The following is a 19627-nucleotide window of genomic DNA, read 5'->3' as shown; positions in this document are numbered from 1 at the left end:
GATGTAACCATTTCGGTTCAGATTCGTTATAACATATAGGAGGTGGTTCTTTTGATGAAATCATCGAAGCAAAGAAGAAACAGAAAATCAGCAACAGCAGGAGCAATTCTTCTAGCTGTCATGCTCGCCGCATCAGCGTGCGGCAATGCCAACACGAACAACACAGCTAACGGACAACAAGGTACAGTGAATGAAGGTACGGTAGTCGATGGACTGCCAACTGACAACGGCGTGGTCGAGCCGGACGTTTCAACTCCCGAGCCAACTGCCGATTCCAGCAATAATACTGCTGCTACCGACAAACCAGCGACAGACAAAGTCATTGTCGCAGAAGGTACTTATATAGGTTTATCGGACTCTCACTCTATCGAGATTGAAACAGCTTCCGGACCTGTTCCTCTTCAAATCACAGAAGAGCAAGCAAAAACGCTGGAAGATTACCCATCGGATGCAAAAGTGAAATTTGAATACACAGAAAAAGCAATTGAAGGCGAAGCTACTCTTAAACAAAATTGGCTTACGAAAATAGAACAAGTGAAATAGTGATGTGAAGTGAAGTGAAGGAGCGAGGCGAAATGCGGATTGCCATTGCCGGCGGTACAGGCTTTATCGGCAGTGCCTTAACAAAGGCGCTGCTGGAAAGAAATGATGAGATATGGATTATCTCTCGCAAAAGCCCCAAGGAGCCGACCAAGCATGCCAATCTCCATCGCGTGACTTGGGTTGAACTGACAGGGGAACCTCTCATGCTTGATGGTATGGACGTCATCATTAATCTCACCGGCGAATCCATTAATCAACGTTGGTCCAACGCTGCAAAGCAGCGCGTTCTCCAATCCAGACTAACGGCAGCGGCACGTATTGCTGAGCTTCTTCAAGCCCTTAACAACAAACCAAAGCTCGTTATTAATGCTTCTGGCATTTCCGCTTATGGTATATCAGCTAACGGTGAATTTGATGAATCGAGCCCAACAGCAGTTACTGACTTCCTCTCTGAAGTCGTACAAAAGTGGGAGCAAGCTGCAGATGCCATTAAGTCAGAACGGCTAGTCAAACTTCGCGTTGGCGTCGTGCTGGATAAAAAGGAAGGTGCATTCCCTTTAATGGCAATGCCCTATCGCTTATTTGGCGGAGGCAAAATCGGCAGTGGAAAGCAGTGGCTTTCTTGGATTCATCTAGAGGACATGATCAGGCTTATCCTCTTCATTATTGATAATGAGGAGATAAACGGGCCTGTAAATGCCTCAGCACCTGAGCCTGTTACAAACAACACATTCGGTCGTGCCATTGGTAAGGCTATGGGACGGCCGCATTGGTTTCCCGTACCTGGTTTTTTAATGAAAACATTATTTGGAGAGATGGCTACCTTACTGCTGGATGGTCAAAGAGCACTTCCGCGGAAAGCGCTCGATAACGGATTCACTTTCCTTTATCCTACTGTAGACAGCGCTATGCAAGAGCTTGTAGGGAAACGTTGATTCCCTCTCATTTAACCTGACTTTAGCTCGTATCGCGGTCCATCTTCACCTGCTAAATGGATGACATCCCCTATTGCAAGCCGATAAGTCTTGTATGGGATCATCGTTTCTCCATTTAGCAGGCTTCCATTTCTTGACCCCAAATCCTTCGTACTCCGTTCACCGTTATTCTGTTCTATCTCCAAATGAATGCGCGAAACCCCATTTGCTTGATCCTCATAGCTTACCTGCTCACCCGTTCTACCTATTTTGAAGTGTGGATAATCCATCAGATCAATTCTTGCCTCTTGCCCCGCCCAGCATCTTTGCAGCCATGCCCCTTCTTTACTCTCTTTGTTTTCATATTTTTTCTCTCGTCCGAGCAGCATCGTTGGTTCAGAAACTGGCATAACGATAGAATCTATAGATGATTTTGGCATGGATGGCAATGAATCTACCGAATTAGTTCCTCTACTAAATGTTCGATCTTCTTTTATTTGTTTGCTATCATTTAAATATCCTTTTTTGTAATCATCAAGCTCCCGCTTGGGAAGTGGTTCTTCATAATCTTCACTTAATCCCATCTCTAAAAATGTCTCTTCTGAAGATTCGGACTTGTCCGTGCCCTTTCTCCATACGAATAGCAAAGCAGCTAGCAGCAAGAGAGAGATACCTGCACTAATAAGAAGACTATGACGAGCTCCATCTGTAAAATAGATAAAACGCCAAACACAAGCAATCATGATAGTGAACACGGCTGTAATGATCCAATTACGTTTTGCGTTTTGCTGCGATTCATCTAATTCTTCTATATAAGGTATATCAGCCAAAGTTCTTTTTTCAGAAATCTTCTCTTCATGAAATGAATCCATCTGATGGGGTATTCGACTGTCTTTCCCCATTAATGACTCACTCTTCGTACCTATAGATGGGTGGTTGTTTCTTTGTATGTAGGATTTTTGCTCTGACGGAAAAAACGATCGATTCTCAAGATTATAATCATGTGTTTTATAATCATGTTTTGGATTCTCATGAGTTCGACTTTCATGGACTCTATTTCCAATCGCATCATTCTTATTTTTGTCTTCATGCATTTGTTTCCCCTTATGGAGAACTGTCTTTTCTATAGGAGTCGTTTGTTGTCGTTGATTTCTCCCTATAAGATCTAGCAAGGTTGCTCTCAATTCTACCAGCGGCCATTTCTTCCCCGATAGATGATGTAATACATGCTTCAACCCGTCTCCATCAATTCCATCGATATAGGATGTAAAACGAACAATCAATGACAGCAGGTCGCCCATCCCCTTCGATTGCTCTTCGGCGATCTCCTTCAATGGTATATAGGCAAGCTGAATATCATGAAGCTGCTCGCCAATAAATATAAATTTCTCATCCAGCAAGCAGCCTTCTGGACGCAGCATATAATGCTTGCATTCATTAAGAGCATCCGTTATGCCTAGTATGAGCATATAATATTGTTCCATCGTAAGCGGCTGCTGCTGCAAACGATGCAAGAGCATTTTCTTACCAGTTAACGTGTACCGAAATGTAACTTCTCCGTCTAATTCAAACCAATCAATGGGTAATAGATAAGGAACTCGCTGACCATTCAGCATATTTAGCTCTATGTCATCCAACTCATTCCTGTATATGCCCTGCTCTCGGCCAATTGTCATTTCATGTTCCCGATTCATTGAAAAATCAATTCGATAGCCTTGCATACTGCTTATCCCCCTCGGAGTGTATTTTTAACTTATCATGAACCATACGGTAATCGCTGCTGGAGCTACAGCCAGCATGAACGGAAATTTCTTCCCTGATTCTGCCCATTGCATCCATTGATTCTTCCTCCATCTGGCTGCCGGTATAAGAATTGCGGTGACTCCTGCAGTAACACGCTTAACGAAGGATTGATTAACAACAACAAGACAAACCCCAATGAATCCGGCGTACAATATAGCATAAAACATTAATTGAAGAACTAACCCTGTCCCTACCCATGCCCCAATTGCGCCGAATAGCTTAACATCGCCTGCTCCGATTCCCTTCGCAAAATGAAGCAGCAATAACGGAATAAAGCCCGACGCTGCACCCACGATCGCAGCCGTTATGCCACCTAGTCCTTCAAAAGCAATGTGGTAAATGAATGCAGCAACAAAAAAGCTAACAGTAAGGCGATTCGGTATGATTTGTGACTTTACGTCAGTTATAAATGCAATAAGCAGCAGCAAAACCGTTGCTCCTGTTTGTATCATACTCATCCTTCACTTCTCTCCTATTCGACAGCCATTGCTGCTATTCATTACTTCCACTGCTCTTTTCCACAACAAAATGCATAGATACTCGATTATCCTGTCTTGCTGTTTCTGAGGCTGTAAACTCCCAAATACCTGGTGTTGTATTCCCAGAGACATGCCATGTCCATTTCACATATCCATTCTCATCAGCAACCGCTTCTCCCAAGTGCTTCGCTTTGCTGGAGCCGCTTTTGTACATGACTGCGAGTGAAATCACTGCGCCTGGCGCAGTTTTCACAATGACCGTTGCCTTCCTGCCTGGTCGAAGAGGTGCTGGCTCAATGGCAACCACTTGCAAAGGAATGGCATCTGAACCATTCAAACCATCATTTCCATATCTCGCAGGGTTTGCATCACTTATCCAAACACGTTCTGACGCTTGCTCTACCAGCACAATCGGCTTTCTATAAAAGGGAAGCTTTATCGGAAACTCATATTGGATCGCAATCGCCAAATAAGGTTCGTTAGCCTTTTTCAAATCGGGCAACGTCAACCATTTCAAGCTTATCCGCTCTGGACTAATAATTGCTTTGTCAGCAAATTCTCTAATTAAAGGCTCAACAATTGATGCCCCTAGTTCAGTTGCGGCTAAGTTTTGAAGCGGTCGAAAATCACCTCGGAGAGCTGATGATACTAACACTCCTGTCGGTGAAGGCAACCACTCTGCGGCTTCCGCTGCAATTTCACTCCAACGAGCTAGTGATTTGGATTGTTCCGTCGTCGTCTGATCACTTGCTTCCGCCGCCTGCCGCCATGCCAATTCAACTGGATGGATATGTGCAGCAATTTGTCTTACTGACTGGGAAGCTGCTGCATGCAATGCCATCTGAACGGCGCATAAACGAATGAGCATGACAAATACCAGAAGAACGATGATGATTAAGGGCATAACTAAAGCCGCTTCTACAACAATCGATCCTTGTTCATTCTTCCGACTCCTGCTTCTAGTAGGACCAGCCAATTGTTTGCGTCGTCTCATAACGATTGCCGACAACCTTTCCTTTCAATAATCCAAATCGGCCTAATACTTTCATTAGCCCAGGAACGAACCATAGCTCTGCTGATACACGAGCTTCTCCTGTTACTGCGCTAGGAACAGCAGATAGCGTCGTTCCACTGTTCTCTTCAATAACGGCAATCATGCGAGCAAGCCTTCCCTGCTCGTCCGCACTATGGATGAGCATAAAGAGTCTTAAGTAGTCTGTATAAGAAAGCTCAACCTTCACATATTTAGACAGAGGGGCGCTTCCCTTTTCTGAAAATGAAAGCATATCCTCTATCGTCTTCTCCAATCCGTAAATAAGAGCAGCAGATAGAATAAGAAGCGGATGACCCAGCGATTTGCTTTCAATAAGCCCTTCCATCGTCCTAACTGCAAGACGTATCGCAAATAATTCGCCATAAGCGGCAGCTATATTTCCAAATGAATTGTGAAATCCATAAATCACGTATTCCGATTCTTGATTATGGAAGGACAAAACCCCAGATAGACTATCCAACTCTCCGTCAGTCATCATAGAGCGTAAATGCTGCGGAGCAAAAGTCGTATAATGATGCACTACATACTCGCCATAATATAGAGAGTCTCTTGTCCGCTCTAACATATCTGCCATGCCCGAAAATAAGCCGCCCATAAGCGCACTTGATTGCTCGGCCTCCTCATGTGCATTGCTTGGTTTTTGGCTGTCATCCTCATGCTTAGCCTCACTGGATTGCTGATTAAACAAGAGGTTTGCAGTAAATCGCTCCCTCACCTTATCAAAAACTTGAGCATGCTCCTCCCTTTGAGGAATGGAAGACAATCCGCTTAGCATACTGCGTGCTTGTTTCCAAAGTGAGCCGGTTTTCTCCTCCTGCTGCTTTAGTTGTATTTTTACATCGCTGCTCTCCAGCTCTTCTTTTCGTTTCAGAAAGATGGTTGCAGGCTGAATATATTGATTGTGATATTGGATATAAGCAAATTCCAGAGATTTAACAGCTTCAAGTAAACCGTTTGAGTAAGCTCCATTAATCGGTACTTCCAACGAAGATAAAGATTTCATTTGAAAACTGGCTGCTTCCCTTTCTACAGCCGCAAATCCCGCTATTTGCTCCTCCACTTCTTTAACGTAAGTGTTGAACCAATCATTCGGTAAAATCAGTTCATCGACTGCTCCGCTGATTTGTTCAATATCCGAAGCTGCATTAGAAGGAACATCATGCTGTTCCCAACCCTTCGAATCACTGTTTGCAACTTTATCGTAACCAGCGTTCGCATCAGCTTGAATCTCTTGATCAACAAGCTGCTGCATTTGATCATTAAGAACTCTCGCTGCTGCCAATTCATTAAGTCCTTCACCAAGAAGCCTTCTATGCTCTGCTGATAGATCGTTACTGATTCCCGCCAGTTGCGCACCTGCCAAACTTACTTTATCCTTGTATGCTTTAATTTCATTTGAATATTTCGGTGCTTGTGCCGATGAAAGCGATTGATCATACTCAACCTGCTTAACATATACTGCAAACTCACTAGCAATAGAATTTGCCGTTGTCCTCTCTATGGATCCCGTTGAAAATCCATATGGTACTAATGGACCTATTCTGCTTCCGTTAGTTTTTGCTGCCGATGTCTGTTGAAGCTCTAAAACACGTGCGAGATGCGCTTCCCTTTTCTCATAGAGCTTACGCATGCTTTCAAGTAGATTAATAGTTACCGAGGCTTCCTTCATTGCTCCAGCCATTGGTGCAAATTTGCCCGCAAGCTCAAGTGTGAAATCAATTGGAGCCTTATATTTCATCTCTTCTAGTATTTGTCTAGCGAAGACATCATGATTACCAAGAAATGCAGCTGATTGGAGGGTCGAAGCATCTGCTTTCAATTGCACTAGACGCATGAAGTTTGTTCCTACAGCTCGATCCGTCTCCACGTTCGCTCTCATCGCTTCCAAAAAGATCGTTTGACCATCTGTGCCGCCACGACCAAATAATCCATATCTCTCATATAAATTACGATCATATGCAGAGAGAACAGATCGAATACTAGACCGAGCAGCATCCTCAGTAAGCTTGTGCATGGCGGCTATTCTGGCATAATCGATGAGCAGAGAGAAGAACAAGAGCAGCGACGAGAGCACGATAACGGCAAATACGGTAACTGCACCATCATCGCGAAACCAAATATTACGAAAGCATTTAAAAACCGGATAGACTCGTCCTCTGTTCTTATCTCCTGTAATCAACGTTTCTTTACCCCTTCTCTCTACAAAATCGCAGCATTATTCATTTCTTTTTGGCGGCATAGAGTCTTTATAAGTCTCAAGTACTTTGCCCCCTTGAGTTTTGGCTCCAGCTGCTCCGCCGCCTATATTTGCGAACTTCGAGGAGTAATATCGGACGAGATCAACACTGCGAATAAATTCCATTGGATCTACGATAGAGGTGGAGGCTACAGACTTCGGCTCTCGCTTCAACCAACTTTGCTCTAATCTATCCATCGACAAGGGCTGCTTAAGCTTCACCTCGATGCTTCTTTTTAAAAGGTCATGAGAATATCTGATCCCTCCCTCATGCACAAGACCAACCTGTGACAGCCACCGCGCTGCTTGTTTTATTTTGCGTAATGGTAAATCTTCTTCTTCATTAGTTGTCTCTACCGGAAGGGTAAGTATGATATCCTGTTCTTCGCCACCTAGACCAAATAAACTGCCCAACGTCTTATCTTCCGTTACTCTCCAATACAAGCCATCATACTGCGAATCCACTAACATGCCGCTCTTAGGATCGCGGTAGCTATTATCCCAACTGAAGGCAGCCCGTTCAACTGTTGTCGATGCGGCATAATACAAAATAACCTTCTGGTACATATACATGCCGAATAAAATAAAGAATAAAATAAGCGACAATATTATAGGAAATACTAGTGTAGATTCCAGTGTAAAACTGCCCTGCTCCCTCTTCAGCCATTGCACTAAACCTTTTGAGATATGGCTTCTATTCACACCGCTCACCTGCTAGCCAAATATTTTATCCGCCTCATCATCTGCTTTGCCCATTAACCTTTCAATTAGTTCGATAATCCAATCCTTGAACAAAAGAGCAATAATAATAACCACTGCAATGATCAAAATAATTTCAAGCGTTCCCAAGCCTTCCTCCTGTTTCCAAAATGAGCGCACACTATTTTTAAGCTTGTTCATTATTCCATCTTCCTCTCTAATAGTAGTTATGTCATAAGTAAAACAGCAGGTGATGCGACTAAAACCATAAGCACCAATAAAATACCTACTAGCGGGAATACGAGCTTGGACGAAGCCTGCTCGCCTCTGGATCTCGCAATTGCCTTTCGTTTCTCCCATAAGGTATAGGACAGCTCTCTCAAAGCGAGTACGAAATGCTCACCTCCACGGCGATAGTTAAGTAGAAGAACTGTCGTGAAAATCGATACCTCTTGCACCGCGCAGCGTCTGTTAAACATCTCCAGCGCACTGCTAAATGAATGCCCATTGCTAATGGAAACAACAGCACTGCTCCACTCCTTGTATAGCGGATGTTCTTCTCTATCTTTCCCCTCCAAGCAGCGAGCCAAAGCTAGCTGTACCGTCTCACCAGCACCAACCAGCAGCATAAGCTTACTGAGCATGTTCGGCAGCTCCGTTATCATTAACTGCTTGCGCTCCTCTACCTTTCGTCCCGCTTCCATAATCGGCCGCCATGTTAACAAAAGGCCAAACAACAAACCCATCATAAGGAGCAAGGGCTCCTGCGCAAGCAGGCTAAGCCAAGAGCAAGCCGTGAATGCCGCATAGCCATTCCCAAATGAAACCGCGACTTCATCTTTTGAACGTTCTATGGTCCAATCATTCTGCTTCAATATAAGAAGCTTCATATGATAGCTGCTTAGAGGCAGCTGCCCTATATCGAATACATGCAGCTTTTCGAGGATTCGTCTAAAAGGATGAATCAGTAGAAGCAGCTTCAACTGATGATCTGGCTCTCTCCATTGGCGTTTTTTCCCCAGCGTTTGCAGGCAAAGTATTTGCAAAGACTTGGTCCCTGCGAAATATAACCAAATGAGCGTCAATATAATAGCAATGATTGCTGCAAGCATTTCACCTCCTCCCCACCTGTCTACATCCGAATATTCATAATCCTTGCCATCAGCCAGAAACAGAGGAGAAGCAATAGCAGCGCTACTGTCAGTAACAAATACCCCGCCCCCCTGTATAAAGGAGCCATATAATCTGGAGCAGCGAAGCTTAAAAAGGCAAGAAAAACAAAGGGCACGCCCATCATTATTCGTCCTTCAAATTTTTTCTGAGCAATCATAACAGCAATCTCCTGTTCAATTTCCATCTTCTCGCCTATTATGACCGTTGTCTGTTTCATGATAAGAAGAGGATCTCCGCCCGTACGCTTACAGGCTGTAAGGGCATCAACAAACTGCGTAATCTCATCGACCTGTGCCCGTTTAGCGAAATTTCGCAATCCGGATTCTAAGGGCTCCGCATTCTCCAGACGAAACTGAATAACTTGAAACTCCAGCAGCAGCTCCGTTCGAGGATCTGGATAAAGCATCTTCAAATCATCTAATGTAGATAAAAATGCATTTTCCAATGAGCGACCAGCTGCAAGCGATGAGGTTAACGAAAATAATGCTTCTTTAAATTGCAGCTTCAGCCGTTCCTTGCGTTTCGTTAGCAACGCTCTTCTTCTAAGCCGCGGGGCGATAATACTACTTATCGATGCCGCGAGGGAAACAATAAATGAGTGATAAAACAAGTAAACAGCAGAGAATATGATGATGGCTGCAATGATTGCGCTCACCATAAACTGTACGCGGCTTAAATAATATTCGCCGTAATTCGTTAACACACGCCCTGATCGAATTTCACACATCATGTCCTCATTCTCCCAGCCGCACCATTTCAATAAACGATGCAATCGACTCCGTTCAGCTTGATTATTTGGAAGCACTCCCTTCTCATGCCCCGATCGCTTTGCTTCTTTGGTTTGCTTCAAAAGATTAGCTTCGCCAGATCTGCTCATACTACAGCCGCTCCACTCAACCTTTTTCCTGCCATGACTAGCTTGTCCGAATGAATGAGTGTGTTTCCTGTTGGCTGGAGCCCTCCTGTCACTCTCCCATTTACCTCTCCCTCCTCCTGAAATAGGAAGAGGGGATTTAGCAGAACCTCTCCCTCCTCCATCCCTCTGATCTCAGAGATCTCCGTTACTTTCCGCGTGCGATCTCGAAATCTTGATAAGTGAATGATAATATCAATAGCCGAAGTAATTTGCTGGCGTATAACTTGAACGGGGAGATCGGCCGCACTAAGCACCATCGTTTCTAGTCGAGCAATCATATCCTTGGCACCATTCGAGTGACCGGTAGACATGCTTCCACTGTGTCCTGTATTTAGAGCCTGCAGCATATCGAGTGCCTCACCTCCTCGCACCTCTCCTACGATTATTCGATTCGGCCTCATTCGAAGTGAGGCACGAATAAGATCACGTATCGTAATCTCCCCCTTTCCTTCCGTATTGGCATTACGTGTCTCCATGGAGACTAAATTAGGAATTGTTCGAATTTGCAGTTCGGCTGAGTCTTCAATTGTTACGATTCGCTCATCACTCGGAATGAATTGGGAGAGTGCATTCAGAAAAGTTGTTTTCCCCGTTCCCGTACCGCCGCTTATAAAGATGTTATATTGCGCTCCAATCATCTCTTGTAGAAAAGCAGCTGCATCAGAAGAGAGTGAACCAAGAGCGATTAGCTGTTCCATTGCAAGGGGCTGTTCCGGGAATTTGCGAATTGTCATACACGGTCCTTTCAGTGCGACTGGCGGCAAAACAATATGCACTCGGGAGCCGTCCTTCAGACGAGCATCAACGATGGGGGAAGATTCATTCACAACTCGGTTAACACTAGCAACGACAGTCTGGATCAGATCCTCCAAACGCTCTCTGCTCTCGAATGTAACGGGTAACAGCGTCATACGTCCCTTGCGTTCAATAAATATTTCAGCATGGTGGTTGATCATAATTTCACTAACTGACGAGTCCTCCATAAGGGGCTGTAAAATATCAAGTCCTCTAAAAGAATGAAAGAGTCTGCGGACCAGTTTTACTTTTTCCGTAGCTGTAAGCGGATTGCGTTCACACCATTCAAAAACAATTCCCTCTGCAATCCGCATAAGACTGTCATCTGACAAGGCACCGCTGAAATCTATCTTGGATCGAACCTTATCTCGCAGTTCAAGCACCGTCTCCTCCTTCAGCAGCCCCATCTCCTCCTTCCCTTATCATCATTTTGAATAGCTTATCTACAGCAGCACGGAACAAGGGCGAGGAAAGCAGCTTTACGTTGGGAACACCTCGCCATTCGGGAACCTCTGGCAATGAAACTTGCGCATAGTTAAACCCATTCATTTCTGAATCTTCACCTTCTGTGTCGGTCGCCCTATTACGGACAAATAAAAATTTGCGTGTCAGCCTACTAAAGGGTTCATTCCATTTCTGCTCTCCGTATCGCAATGCCAGCACCTGCTTGCTTCTAACCGCAGCATCTTCATTCATCACCCAAAGCACATGATCTGATTGTTCGAAGATAGCAGTATGAAGAACATCCAATCCATCATCGAGATCAACCACGATCAGATCGTATTGACCAGACCCCGCAATGATGTCAACTAAGTTAAGCGCATCTTCTGCTCCCAGCGTCAGCCGATCCTCCAAATTTGTGCATGCTGCCAAAAAGTCTGCTTTTAGCAGCGGATGCTGCTTCCGATTTTCCAATAACCATCTTATCGATTGCTCCGGCTGTGACTTCATACCATACAAAAGCTCGGAGAGCCCTTCATCATCAAAATTATGAATACGCTCTATTTCGCTGGCATTAGAAGCAGACTTATTACCTGACTGAACCATCCCTAACCAGGAACTAGCTGTATTCCATCTCTCTAAATTCAAATAAAATGTTCGAAACTGATGACTGCTTGCTGCATGTGCCAAGTGCATGGCCACCGCCGTTTTCCCCGTACCTCCTGAAGCAGAATAAACGGATATGACTTTAACACTAGATGCAGCTGAGGAATGTGCTGCTAATTGAGCAGGATGGTTGATAGCTTTGGTATGAATATCTGCTAAACGCTGCAGCAGCAAAGGAAGCGGCTGATATTGCAACAGCTCGGATTCTTCTGAGCTCTCACCTAGCTTCATGACCAGCGCTGTGAAGGGAACATTAACGATAACTTCCTTCAACTCTCGCAGCAGTGTCGGTTGCGCCGCAATCAGATCAATTTTGTAGCCTTGCTTCACATATTGCTTATAGGCATCCGCATGTGTGAAAGCAATCACCTGCCATTGTTCACCCCATTGACTGTCGCGCACATAATCAGCCAGCCGTTTCAAATACTCCGTTTCCTTCATTACCAGCGCAAGCTGATATTTCTTCAATTGCAATCTCCTCCTTCCAGCTATGAAAACACAAAAAAAGCACCATAGAAGGCGCAGCTTACTGCGGCCTTATACGGTGCTTCCGTGTTTGTTTTTTAACTTTGTATAAAATTTACCATATGGGTATTCTATTCGTCAACCATGTTTTATTAATGCTTACGCCAGTCTTACCCAAAAAATAGTTTGATTTCACGTTCTGCATTTTCATTTGAATCTGAACCATGAACAATATTGCTGCTAACATCAGTCGCAAAATCTCCGCGGATTGTACCAGGAAGCGCTTCCGAAGGATCGGTAGCACCAATGAGCTCGCGAGCATTTTTAACGGCATGCTTTCCTTCCCAGACCATTGCGAATACAGGACCTGACACGATGAAATCTACCAATTCACCAAAAAACGGCTTTGCGTTCAAATGCTCATAGTGCTTCTCTGCGTGCTCTCTAGTTAAATGCATAACCTTCGCATCAACAAGCTTAAATCCCTTTTCCTCAAAGCGAGTTACAACACGTCCAACTATACCTTTAGCGTAGCCATCAGGCTTGATCATTACGAATGTTTTTTCCATTTTCAAATCCCCCTTGTATCTATCGGTATAACCATTTATTTGTTTAGCCATTCAGTAATGATGCCAGCAGTCTCTTCAATTGCTCGATTCGTGACGTCGATAATGGGGCATTCAAGCGTTTTCATGAATGACTCCGCGTAGTTAAGCTCCTCATGAATGCGCTCTGAAGAAGCATATTGTGCGGATGCCGGCAATCCTAACGTCTTTAGCCGCTCTGATCGAATTTCTAGCAAATGATCTGCTTGCATCGTTAATCCGACTATCAATCTTCCTTGAGCAGGCTTAAATAATTCTTCCGGCGGTTTAACCTCAGGCATAAGCGGTAGATTTGCGGTCTTGATTCCTTTATGGGACAAAAATATACTTAACGGTGTCTTAGACGTACGTGATACGCCGATCAGAACCACCTGTGCTTGTATTAAGCCGCGTGCATCTTTTCCATCATCATATTTTACAGCGAACTCAATCGCATCCATTCGGTGATGATAAGCATCATCCATCAAATGCAAAAGTCCAGGCTCTCGCTTCGGAAAGCTGCCGAAAGTGTCTACGTAAGCTTGCATCATCGGGCCCATTACATCAACAGCTCGAATGCCTGCTCTAAGCGCTTCTTCCTTCATTAATTCCCGCAGCTCCGGTTGAACGAGCGTATAGCTGATAAAACCACCCGTGCTTGCTGCTTCTGCAATGATTCGTAAAATCTCATCTTCGGACTTCAAGTGTCCATATCTTTTTATTTTCACATGCTCAGAAGAAAACTGCCGAAGCGTTGCCTTCGCGACTGCTTCAGCTGTCTCACCAATAGCATCGGAGCATACATAAATATATTGCTGTGTCATAACTGTGGGTCCCCCAATTCACCAACCGTAGCAATGTCCGCTATCAGACGTATTATGTTCGACTTTGATACCCAGCCTGTTACTTCCGGATCTGCCCCTTGATCCTCTCTCGGGACAATGACAGGAAGACAATCTACCTGGTGGAGCGCCATTTTGCGAATCGCATCCATCATCGAATCATCGGGCATTAGTGTCACAATATTCGGATATCGTGTCATTACCATACTGACAGGAATTGATGCAGCCCCAGCGTTTCCAAGCGTTATTTTAAGTAAATCCTTTGGTGTTACGATGCCAACAAAACGCTTCTGATCATTTACGATAAGGAGCGTATCTGCGTTTTCTGTAAACAAAGTGATAACAGCATCATGGACAGACAAAGAATCAGGAATATTGACAGGAACACCTTGTACTTCTCTAACCTTCATCGTATTAAACTGCTGCAGAGGTTCATTGCTTGAGCGATAAGAATTACCAAGAAAATAACCGACCTTTGGCTTTGCATTAAGCAAACCAAGCATGACAAGAAGAGATAGATCTGAGCGAAGCGTCGGCCTGCTTACACTCAAAAATTCTGCTAATTGTTCACCGGTAATCGGTGCATGCCTCTCTACAAGCTCTAGAAGCTCCAATTGCCGAGATGTTAGCTGAATCGGATTCCCCTCCATTCGTTATATGAGTCACATTTAAATATATAATACCACTTTTCGTTATGTAATATATCACATTCATGTTTTGTGCACAATAAAAAATACAAATCACATACTAAACCGAATATTCCCCCTCTATTAATGCGATGAAGAATCACAATTATACTCATAAAAAAGCTAATCAATCTCAAAATGATACATATTTATCAACGATTGTTCTAATTGCATCCTGAATTGAATCCTATCAACTTCCATGCAAAGAAACCTTCGTTCTGCATCCATCATGGGTGCAAAACAAAGGTTTGATAGGTTTGTTCTCTAATCTAATAAAATTGTATTCAACCAAGCAGACATGAAATTCAGCTTATTCACCGTCAGTCATCTCCATAAATAGCTCCACATCAATTGCCGTAAGAGCAACCGCTTCACGCCAGAAATCGCTCTCCTCCACATTTACACCAAGATGCTGCTCAGCCAGCTGCTCGACGCTCATCCGCCCTGTATCACGGAGCAGTGCAACATATTGATTTTTGAAATCCGCCCCTTCCTTTAACGCTCTCGCATAGATGCCTGCGCTAAATAAATAGCCAAACGTATACGGGAAGTTGTAGAACGGTACATCCGTTAAGTAAAAATGCAGCTTAGAGGCCCAGAAATGCGGATGAACCTCGCCTAGCATATCGCAATAGGCTTCCCGTTGAGCGGTTTCCATCAGCTCGTTCAGCTCTTCAACTGAAACTAAGCCCTCGCTGCGCCGTGCATAGAACCGTGTTTCAAATAGGAACCGTGCATGAATATTCATAAAAAAAGCAACCGAGCGTTGAATTTTGTCCTCTAGCAATCCGAGCTTCTCCTCGGGATCGATCGCTACCTTCATTGCTTGATCAGACACAATCAGCTCTGCAAACGTAGATGCTGTCTCCGCTACATTCATCGCATATTCTTGCGACAAAGGAGGCAAGTCATTCATCACATGCTGATGATAAGCGTGACCTAGCTCGTGAGCAAGCGTCGATATATTGGATGCCGTACCGGAGTAGGTCATAAAGATACGTGTTTGTTCACTCTTCGGAAATGATGTACAGAAGCCGCCGGGACGTTTTCCTGCACGATCCTCAGCCTCGATCCAGCCTTCTCGGAAGGCCATTTCAGAGAACTCGGCTAGCTCAGGACTAAATGTCCGGAACTGCTCAACGATAAAAGCAGCCGCTTCGTCATATGGAATTATTTTTGTCGCTGAGCCAATCGGTGCTTCAACGTCATGCCAGTCCAGCTTCGTTAATCCCAGCAGCTTCGCTTTGCGTTCCAAGTAGCGTACCAAAACACCCTTGCCTTCTTGTATCGCAGCCCACATCGCATTCAGCGTCGCTTCACTCATACGGTTCATTTGCAGCGGCTCCTGTAGAACCGATCCCCATCCACGCTTCTCATACAGCTTCAAGCGGAAGCCGGAAATACGATTAAGCGTATCTGCGCACAGATCCGCTTGCTCCGCCCATTCACGCTCCCATTCCTTGAACGCGATCTCCCTTACTGTACGGTCACCGTCCGATAGACGATTATGCATTTGACCAGCTGATAATATTTTCGTTTGACCATCCTTGTCGATATCATTAAACTTTGCTCGTGACACGATAATATTATAGTGATCACCCCAGCCATGATAGCCATCTACAGCTAAATCACCAACTAACGCCTCAAGCTCTGGAGCCATCTTCTGCTTCGCAAGCTCTCTGCGCTCGTTAAGATTGAATGCAACCTCAGCCAGCTTCCCATGTTGGAGCAGACTCCTCCAGGCTTCATCAGGAATCCCGCGAAGCATATTATCAAAACGAGTAAGGGTACCAAGAAATTTCGCTCCAAGTGTCTTTACTCGATCATTTAGCGCGTTGGCAGCTGAGTCTTTAACATTTTGAGCTAATAGACAAGAAACGAATGAATCCGACTCACGCAAGCGAAGCTGCACGCTTTGCAACAGGTCAGTTTGTCTCTCCAGCTCTGTTGAGCTAATCTCAGTCAAAAGGTTGGAGCTGTCATCGAGCTTCGCTATATCCTCACCTATTCCTCTTAGCTCTTGTGCGAAAGCAGCCGAGCTGGAGCCCCCCTCATATATGGCATCTAAATCCCAGCTTTGCGGATATCCCTTATCCATTTTCTCTCATCCTCTCTCATTCCAAATAAAAAAAGCCGAGAAGCGGCCGCGTTTTTATTTGCGCAAACCTTCTCGGCGGTGTATAACTTAATTATATACAGATTGGAGGAATTTCACCATGTCCCAACCCCTGCAAATTTCAGCTGAAACAGCTATAAAGCTTTCCCAGCAGTTAGGTGTTCCGATAGAGCATTTGATGCATATGCCGCGTCATATCCTGCTGCAAAAGCTTGGCGAGCTTGCTAAAGCTCCTAGCACGGACTCAACTGATAGCGAAAAAAAATCATGATTCCATTCGAAAAAGCTTGGCCTTATGACATCCTTATGGGCGATCTCTATGTTTCAAGCTGTCCCTTCTGCGAGACGGACAATGTATTGCTTCCAATACGTCCAGCTGAGCTGAAGGACATTCAAGAAGGTACGAAAAGGCTGCTCGTATTTCCTTGCTGCCATAATAAAGTAACGCTTGTGGACGCGGATCAGGATTATCTTCTGACGAACCGCGTCCTTCGCAAAAAAATACGTTAAGCAGAGGTTGAAATTTTCGCTGCATCGGCTGTGCCCTGATCGGAAAGAGATGCTTCGCTGGACGAGCCTGAAGGTCTGGCGTTCATTTCTTCTCGAATCAGCTGCCACTGCTCACGACTTGCGCGAATCATAGCTGCATCGACGATTTTCTTATCATTCACCACACGAGAGAACCAACGCACAGCCTCGTTATTTTCTCCAGTCCGACGATTGAGCTCACCAATGATATACATAAGTTTAGCGTTATTAAGCGCAACACCCTCCGCCTCGTAAACGCGTATGTAAGCCTGCAAAGCAAACTGCAGAAATCGCTGTTCCTCATTGTGATTAGATTCATACCGATATAACCAAGCAATGTGATGCAGCAAGCCTGCAATCACACGATCCTTCTCTCCCACAGCTTGAGCAGAAATTAAAGCCAGCTTATAACAGCTCATTGCTTTCTGTACATTTCGTTCTCCGGAATAATCCTGTTTCGTCCATTGAGCGCCAATTTTATCCGTATATCGCTGTTTCTGAGCATCCGTTAAATGATGCAGTCCATTCTCAGTCGAGGCATAGCCGCAGCTCGGACAAATCCGAACAACATAAAAATCAGGGTTGGCATCCGTTTTATAATAACCGCAGAAATCAGTATCTGTTTTAATCGATCTTTTGAAACTCGGTCTAACTCGCGTTGTCATAAATATAGTCTCGCAGCAGATGCATGACATTTTGGATTGATAGAGCGGTTCCATGGAATCACGTCTCCTATTCAGATGTGTTCACAAAGTGATGGGCAGGTCCAGATAATCGGTCTATAACAAAGTCTTGCAATTCATCAACAATACCTACTTCTTGAAGAGCTCTCCTCATACAGTCAAGCCATGCTTCAGCTCGCTCTGGCGTGATTGGGAAAGGAAGATGCCGTCCCCGCATCATGGGATGCCCGTATGCATCAGAATAAAGTGAGGGGCCTCCAAAAAACTGGGATAAGAACATAAATTGCTTATCAACTACAGGATCAATATCTTCTGGAAATAGTGGTCCAAGCAACGGATGAGCTTGTACCTTCGGATAAAATGCTTCAACAATTAGTCTTAAAGACTCAGCTCCACCAATTGCTTCGTAAATGCTTATATTCCTATTCATCATTAAAATCATCTCCATTGGTAGGTAATTAGTATTATATCATAAAATCACGATGTATCATGACAAAAAAAAAGCCCGCAGCTTAACGTGCGGGCACAGAAATTAAATGGTATTTCCAGTTAACCTTCATAATCCTCTTCACCAGGTGCAGTAAGGGATTCTCGAATGACGTAGACAAAAGCGCATACTAGGATGCCAGCTATTATACTCATGATCATCACTCCAAACATTTCAAAGGTAAATACATTGTACCATAAATAAGCTAGGAATCCAGCGTTTTTGCAAACGTTTTCTTTTATAAAAATATGTTTTTTCGGCTTGTACAAGTGATGGATGTCCCATTTCCAACATATATGTGTTAGAGAGGTTGTACAGCTTATAGTCTTGCTGTACCTATTTCCTAAATTTCATACATAAGGGGGCTGCCATCCTGCTGCGTGCCTTTCTCCATCCCTTGTCTTTAACTGCAATCGGCGCCTTATTCATCGTGCTGTTAATGAGCGTTTATCCGACTGAAACCATGCTTTCTTCGCTGCGCGGACTCTCTATATGGTGGCAGGTACTCTTTCCAGCATTATTTCCTTTTTTCGTTATATCCGAGATGCTGCTTGGCTTTGGTATCGTACATTTTTTTGGAAAACTGCTTGATCCGTTCATGCGTCCGCTATTTCGCCTTCCCGGTATCGGCGGCTTTGTCATTACAATGGGTTATATATCGGGATACCCTGTAGGAGCAAGACTCACCGCTCAGCTTTGGGAGCAGCGCCTTGTCAATCGCGCTGAAGGAGAACGATTAGTTGCATTTACGACGACATCTGATCCCATTTTTCTAATCGGAGCGGTTTCCGTAGGTTTCTTCCATAACGTCGCGCTCGCGCCTGTTCTTGCAGCTGCACATTATGGAGGAGGGCTAATAATAGGCATTCTAATGCGTTTCCATGACCGCCATGCTCCCGCTTCTTCTGGTGAAAAGCTAAAAACGGAAGGCTCTCGCAAGTATCGACCCTCTCGATTGACTGAAGCGCTCAGAGCTATGCATCAGGCTAGGCTTCTCGACGGACGTGGCCTTGGAGCCCTCATCCAAGACTCTGTAAAATCTGCGCTTCGACTTATGATTGTCGTCGGCGGACTTGTTGTATTCTTCTCTGTTGTCATGGAGATGTTGACGCATGCCGGCATTGTTGAAGCACTAGCTCAAGCGCTGCGTTTTATCTTCGATATCATTGGCCTGCCAACACGGCTTGCGGACGCCATGATTTTCGGATTTTTCGAGGTCACGCTAGGAGCACGCGCCGCAGGCACAGCTGGGACCGGACTTATGCATCAAGCAGCTATTGCCGCTTGGGTCCTCTCATGGGGAGGATTATCCGTTCATGCCCAAATTGCCAGCCTGCTTAGCCGCACTGACTTCCGCTATCGTCCTTTATTACTAGCTAGGCTTCTGCATAGTTTTATTGCTATGGCGCTCGTTTATATGCTGTGGAATTGGCTGGGTCCTTAAGAATTATTGACTTAATCACACACAAAACGCCTATCTCATTGAATTACTGGTCAATTTCCTTTATCATCTAAGG

Annotated in this window: 21 protein-coding genes; 5 read left to right on the top strand and 16 right to left on the bottom strand. The window is 44.6% G+C overall.

Features of this window, described 5'->3' with window-relative positions; translation table 11 throughout:
- The first annotated feature begins 54 nt into the window (after positions 1–54).
- Entirely contained in the window at positions 55–543 is a 489-nt protein-coding gene (locus tag AC0YOD_RS17640) for a hypothetical protein (protein WP_475800633.1), read from the top strand.
- A gap of 32 nt (positions 544–575) precedes the next feature.
- The gene (locus tag AC0YOD_RS17635) at positions 576–1478 is read left to right on the top strand and encodes a TIGR01777 family oxidoreductase (protein ID WP_475800632.1); all 903 of its coding nucleotides are present in this window, start codon (positions 576–578) and stop codon (positions 1476–1478) included.
- 11 nt (positions 1479–1489) lie between these two features.
- On the opposite strand, the gene AC0YOD_RS17630 is transcribed toward AC0YOD_RS17635, so the two are convergent.
- The 14 genes from AC0YOD_RS17630 to AC0YOD_RS17565 form a co-directional block, all read right to left on the bottom strand.
- Positions 1490–3178, bottom strand: coding sequence for a DUF6382 domain-containing protein (locus AC0YOD_RS17630; protein ID WP_475800631.1), 1689 nt, complete (start codon positions 3176–3178; stop codon positions 1490–1492).
- A gap of 27 nt (positions 3179–3205) precedes the next feature.
- Complete coding sequence (locus tag AC0YOD_RS17625; RefSeq protein ID WP_475800630.1) at positions 3206–3718, bottom strand: A24 family peptidase; 513 nt, start codon at positions 3716–3718, stop codon at positions 3206–3208.
- Positions 3719–3752: 34 nt separating this feature from the next.
- Complete coding sequence (locus tag AC0YOD_RS17620; RefSeq protein ID WP_475800629.1) at positions 3753–4733, bottom strand: TadE/TadG family type IV pilus assembly protein; 981 nt, start codon at positions 4731–4733, stop codon at positions 3753–3755.
- Positions 4699–6972 (bottom strand): hypothetical protein, encoded by a 2274-nt coding sequence (locus AC0YOD_RS17615; RefSeq protein WP_475800628.1) that lies wholly within the window; start codon positions 6970–6972, stop codon positions 4699–4701. Before AC0YOD_RS17615 ends, AC0YOD_RS17620 begins: the two co-directional genes overlap by 35 nt.
- A 36-nt stretch (positions 6973–7008) precedes the next feature.
- Entirely contained in the window at positions 7009–7740 is a 732-nt protein-coding gene (locus AC0YOD_RS17610) for a TadE/TadG family type IV pilus assembly protein (RefSeq protein WP_475800627.1), read from the bottom strand.
- A 3-nt stretch (positions 7741–7743) separates the two neighbouring features.
- Positions 7744–7929: a Flp1 family type IVb pilin gene (locus tag AC0YOD_RS17605; RefSeq protein WP_475800626.1), complete on the bottom strand. Its 186-nt coding sequence runs from the start codon at positions 7927–7929 to the stop codon at positions 7744–7746.
- A 26-nt stretch (positions 7930–7955) separates the two neighbouring features.
- The gene (locus AC0YOD_RS17600) at positions 7956–8840 is read right to left on the bottom strand and encodes a type II secretion system F family protein (RefSeq protein WP_475800625.1); all 885 of its coding nucleotides are present in this window, start codon (positions 8838–8840) and stop codon (positions 7956–7958) included.
- 20 nt (positions 8841–8860) lie between these two features.
- Positions 8861–9778: a type II secretion system F family protein gene (locus AC0YOD_RS17595; protein ID WP_475800624.1), complete on the bottom strand. Its 918-nt coding sequence runs from the start codon at positions 9776–9778 to the stop codon at positions 8861–8863.
- Complete coding sequence (locus AC0YOD_RS17590) at positions 9775–11019, bottom strand: CpaF family protein (protein ID WP_475800623.1); 1245 nt, start codon at positions 11017–11019, stop codon at positions 9775–9777. Before AC0YOD_RS17590 ends, AC0YOD_RS17595 begins: the two co-directional genes overlap by 4 nt.
- The gene (locus tag AC0YOD_RS17585) at positions 10988–12187 is read right to left on the bottom strand and encodes a P-loop NTPase family protein (RefSeq protein WP_475800622.1); all 1200 of its coding nucleotides are present in this window, start codon (positions 12185–12187) and stop codon (positions 10988–10990) included. The genes AC0YOD_RS17590 and AC0YOD_RS17585 overlap by 32 nt, the downstream gene beginning before the upstream one ends.
- Positions 12188–12354: 167 nt before the next feature.
- On the bottom strand, positions 12355–12753 hold the full coding sequence (gene ndk / locus AC0YOD_RS17580; protein ID WP_475800621.1) for a nucleoside-diphosphate kinase: 399 nt from the start codon (positions 12751–12753) through the stop codon (positions 12355–12357).
- Positions 12754–12788: 35 nt separating this feature from the next.
- Positions 12789–13592, bottom strand: a complete 804-nt coding sequence (locus tag AC0YOD_RS17575) for a pyruvate, water dikinase regulatory protein (RefSeq protein ID WP_475800620.1) — start codon at positions 13590–13592, stop codon at positions 12789–12791.
- The gene (locus AC0YOD_RS17570; RefSeq protein WP_475800619.1) at positions 13589–14260 is read right to left on the bottom strand and encodes a CBS domain-containing protein; all 672 of its coding nucleotides are present in this window, start codon (positions 14258–14260) and stop codon (positions 13589–13591) included. The genes AC0YOD_RS17575 and AC0YOD_RS17570 overlap by 4 nt, the downstream gene beginning before the upstream one ends.
- Before the next feature lie 346 nt (positions 14261–14606).
- Complete coding sequence (locus tag AC0YOD_RS17565) at positions 14607–16394, bottom strand: M3 family oligoendopeptidase (RefSeq protein WP_475800618.1); 1788 nt, start codon at positions 16392–16394, stop codon at positions 14607–14609.
- A 118-nt stretch (positions 16395–16512) separates the two neighbouring features.
- On the opposite strand from AC0YOD_RS17565, the gene AC0YOD_RS17560 reads away from it, so the two are divergent.
- Together AC0YOD_RS17560 and AC0YOD_RS17555 are read left to right on the top strand one after the other, a co-directional pair.
- On the top strand, positions 16513–16683 hold the full coding sequence (locus AC0YOD_RS17560; protein ID WP_475800617.1) for a YycC family protein: 171 nt from the start codon (positions 16513–16515) through the stop codon (positions 16681–16683).
- Positions 16680–16922: a hypothetical protein gene (locus AC0YOD_RS17555; RefSeq protein WP_475800616.1), complete on the top strand. Its 243-nt coding sequence runs from the start codon at positions 16680–16682 to the stop codon at positions 16920–16922. The genes AC0YOD_RS17560 and AC0YOD_RS17555 overlap by 4 nt, the downstream gene beginning before the upstream one ends.
- Here the strand turns inward: AC0YOD_RS17555 and AC0YOD_RS17550 are convergent.
- Complete coding sequence (locus tag AC0YOD_RS17550) at positions 16919–17659, bottom strand: DUF2225 domain-containing protein (RefSeq protein ID WP_475800615.1); 741 nt, start codon at positions 17657–17659, stop codon at positions 16919–16921. The two genes, AC0YOD_RS17555 and AC0YOD_RS17550, sit on opposite strands and share 4 nt — an antisense overlap.
- 13 nt (positions 17660–17672) lie before the next feature.
- On the bottom strand, positions 17673–18053 hold the full coding sequence (locus AC0YOD_RS17545; protein WP_475801025.1) for a globin domain-containing protein: 381 nt from the start codon (positions 18051–18053) through the stop codon (positions 17673–17675).
- Between the two features lie 496 nt (positions 18054–18549).
- Here AC0YOD_RS17545 and ylbJ point away from each other — a divergent pair, with 496 nt between their 5' ends.
- Positions 18550–19554 (top strand): sporulation integral membrane protein YlbJ, encoded by a 1005-nt coding sequence (gene ylbJ, locus AC0YOD_RS17540; protein WP_475801024.1) that lies wholly within the window; start codon positions 18550–18552, stop codon positions 19552–19554.
- The last annotated feature ends 73 nt before the right edge of the window (positions 19555–19627 follow it).

The organism is Paenibacillus sp. J31P13 (genome assembly GCF_056269295.1).
Note: the sequence above shows the minus strand (reverse complement) of the source record. Positions and strands in the feature narration are given on the sequence as shown.

Excerpts from the sequence above, each read along its gene's own strand:
- AC0YOD_RS17550 (WP_475800615.1), bottom strand. The coding sequence starts at position 17,659 with ATGGAACCGCTCTATCAATCCAAAATGTCATGCATCTGCTGCGAGACT.
- AC0YOD_RS17555 (WP_475800616.1), top strand. The coding sequence starts at position 16,680 with ATGATTCCATTCGAAAAAGCTTGGCCTTATGACATCCTTATGGGCGAT.
- AC0YOD_RS17565 (WP_475800618.1), bottom strand. The coding sequence starts at position 16,394 with ATGGATAAGGGATATCCGCAAAGCTGGGATTTAGATGCCATATATGAG.
- AC0YOD_RS17635 (WP_475800632.1), top strand. The coding sequence starts at position 576 with ATGCGGATTGCCATTGCCGGCGGTACAGGCTTTATCGGCAGTGCCTTA.
- AC0YOD_RS17570 (WP_475800619.1), bottom strand. The coding sequence starts at position 14,260 with ATGGAGGGGAATCCGATTCAGCTAACATCTCGGCAATTGGAGCTTCTA.
- AC0YOD_RS17545 (WP_475801025.1), bottom strand. The coding sequence starts at position 18,053 with ATGAATAGGAATATAAGCATTTACGAAGCAATTGGTGGAGCTGAGTCT.
- AC0YOD_RS17605 (WP_475800626.1), bottom strand. The coding sequence starts at position 7,929 with ATGAACAAGCTTAAAAATAGTGTGCGCTCATTTTGGAAACAGGAGGAA.
- AC0YOD_RS17600 (WP_475800625.1), bottom strand. The coding sequence starts at position 8,840 with ATGCTTGCAGCAATCATTGCTATTATATTGACGCTCATTTGGTTATAT.
- ndk (WP_475800621.1), bottom strand. The coding sequence starts at position 12,753 with ATGGAAAAAACATTCGTAATGATCAAGCCTGATGGCTACGCTAAAGGT.
- AC0YOD_RS17560 (WP_475800617.1), top strand. The coding sequence starts at position 16,513 with ATGTCCCAACCCCTGCAAATTTCAGCTGAAACAGCTATAAAGCTTTCC.
- AC0YOD_RS17575 (WP_475800620.1), bottom strand. The coding sequence starts at position 13,592 with ATGACACAGCAATATATTTATGTATGCTCCGATGCTATTGGTGAGACA.
- AC0YOD_RS17590 (WP_475800623.1), bottom strand. The coding sequence starts at position 11,019 with ATGGGGCTGCTGAAGGAGGAGACGGTGCTTGAACTGCGAGATAAGGTT.
- AC0YOD_RS17630 (WP_475800631.1), bottom strand. The coding sequence starts at position 3,178 with ATGCAAGGCTATCGAATTGATTTTTCAATGAATCGGGAACATGAAATG.
- ylbJ (WP_475801024.1), top strand. The coding sequence starts at position 18,550 with ATGAGCGTTTATCCGACTGAAACCATGCTTTCTTCGCTGCGCGGACTC.
- AC0YOD_RS17625 (WP_475800630.1), bottom strand. The coding sequence starts at position 3,718 with ATGAGTATGATACAAACAGGAGCAACGGTTTTGCTGCTGCTTATTGCA.
- AC0YOD_RS17620 (WP_475800629.1), bottom strand. The coding sequence starts at position 4,733 with ATGAGACGACGCAAACAATTGGCTGGTCCTACTAGAAGCAGGAGTCGG.
- AC0YOD_RS17640 (WP_475800633.1), top strand. The coding sequence starts at position 55 with ATGAAATCATCGAAGCAAAGAAGAAACAGAAAATCAGCAACAGCAGGA.
- AC0YOD_RS17595 (WP_475800624.1), bottom strand. The coding sequence starts at position 9,778 with ATGAGCAGATCTGGCGAAGCTAATCTTTTGAAGCAAACCAAAGAAGCA.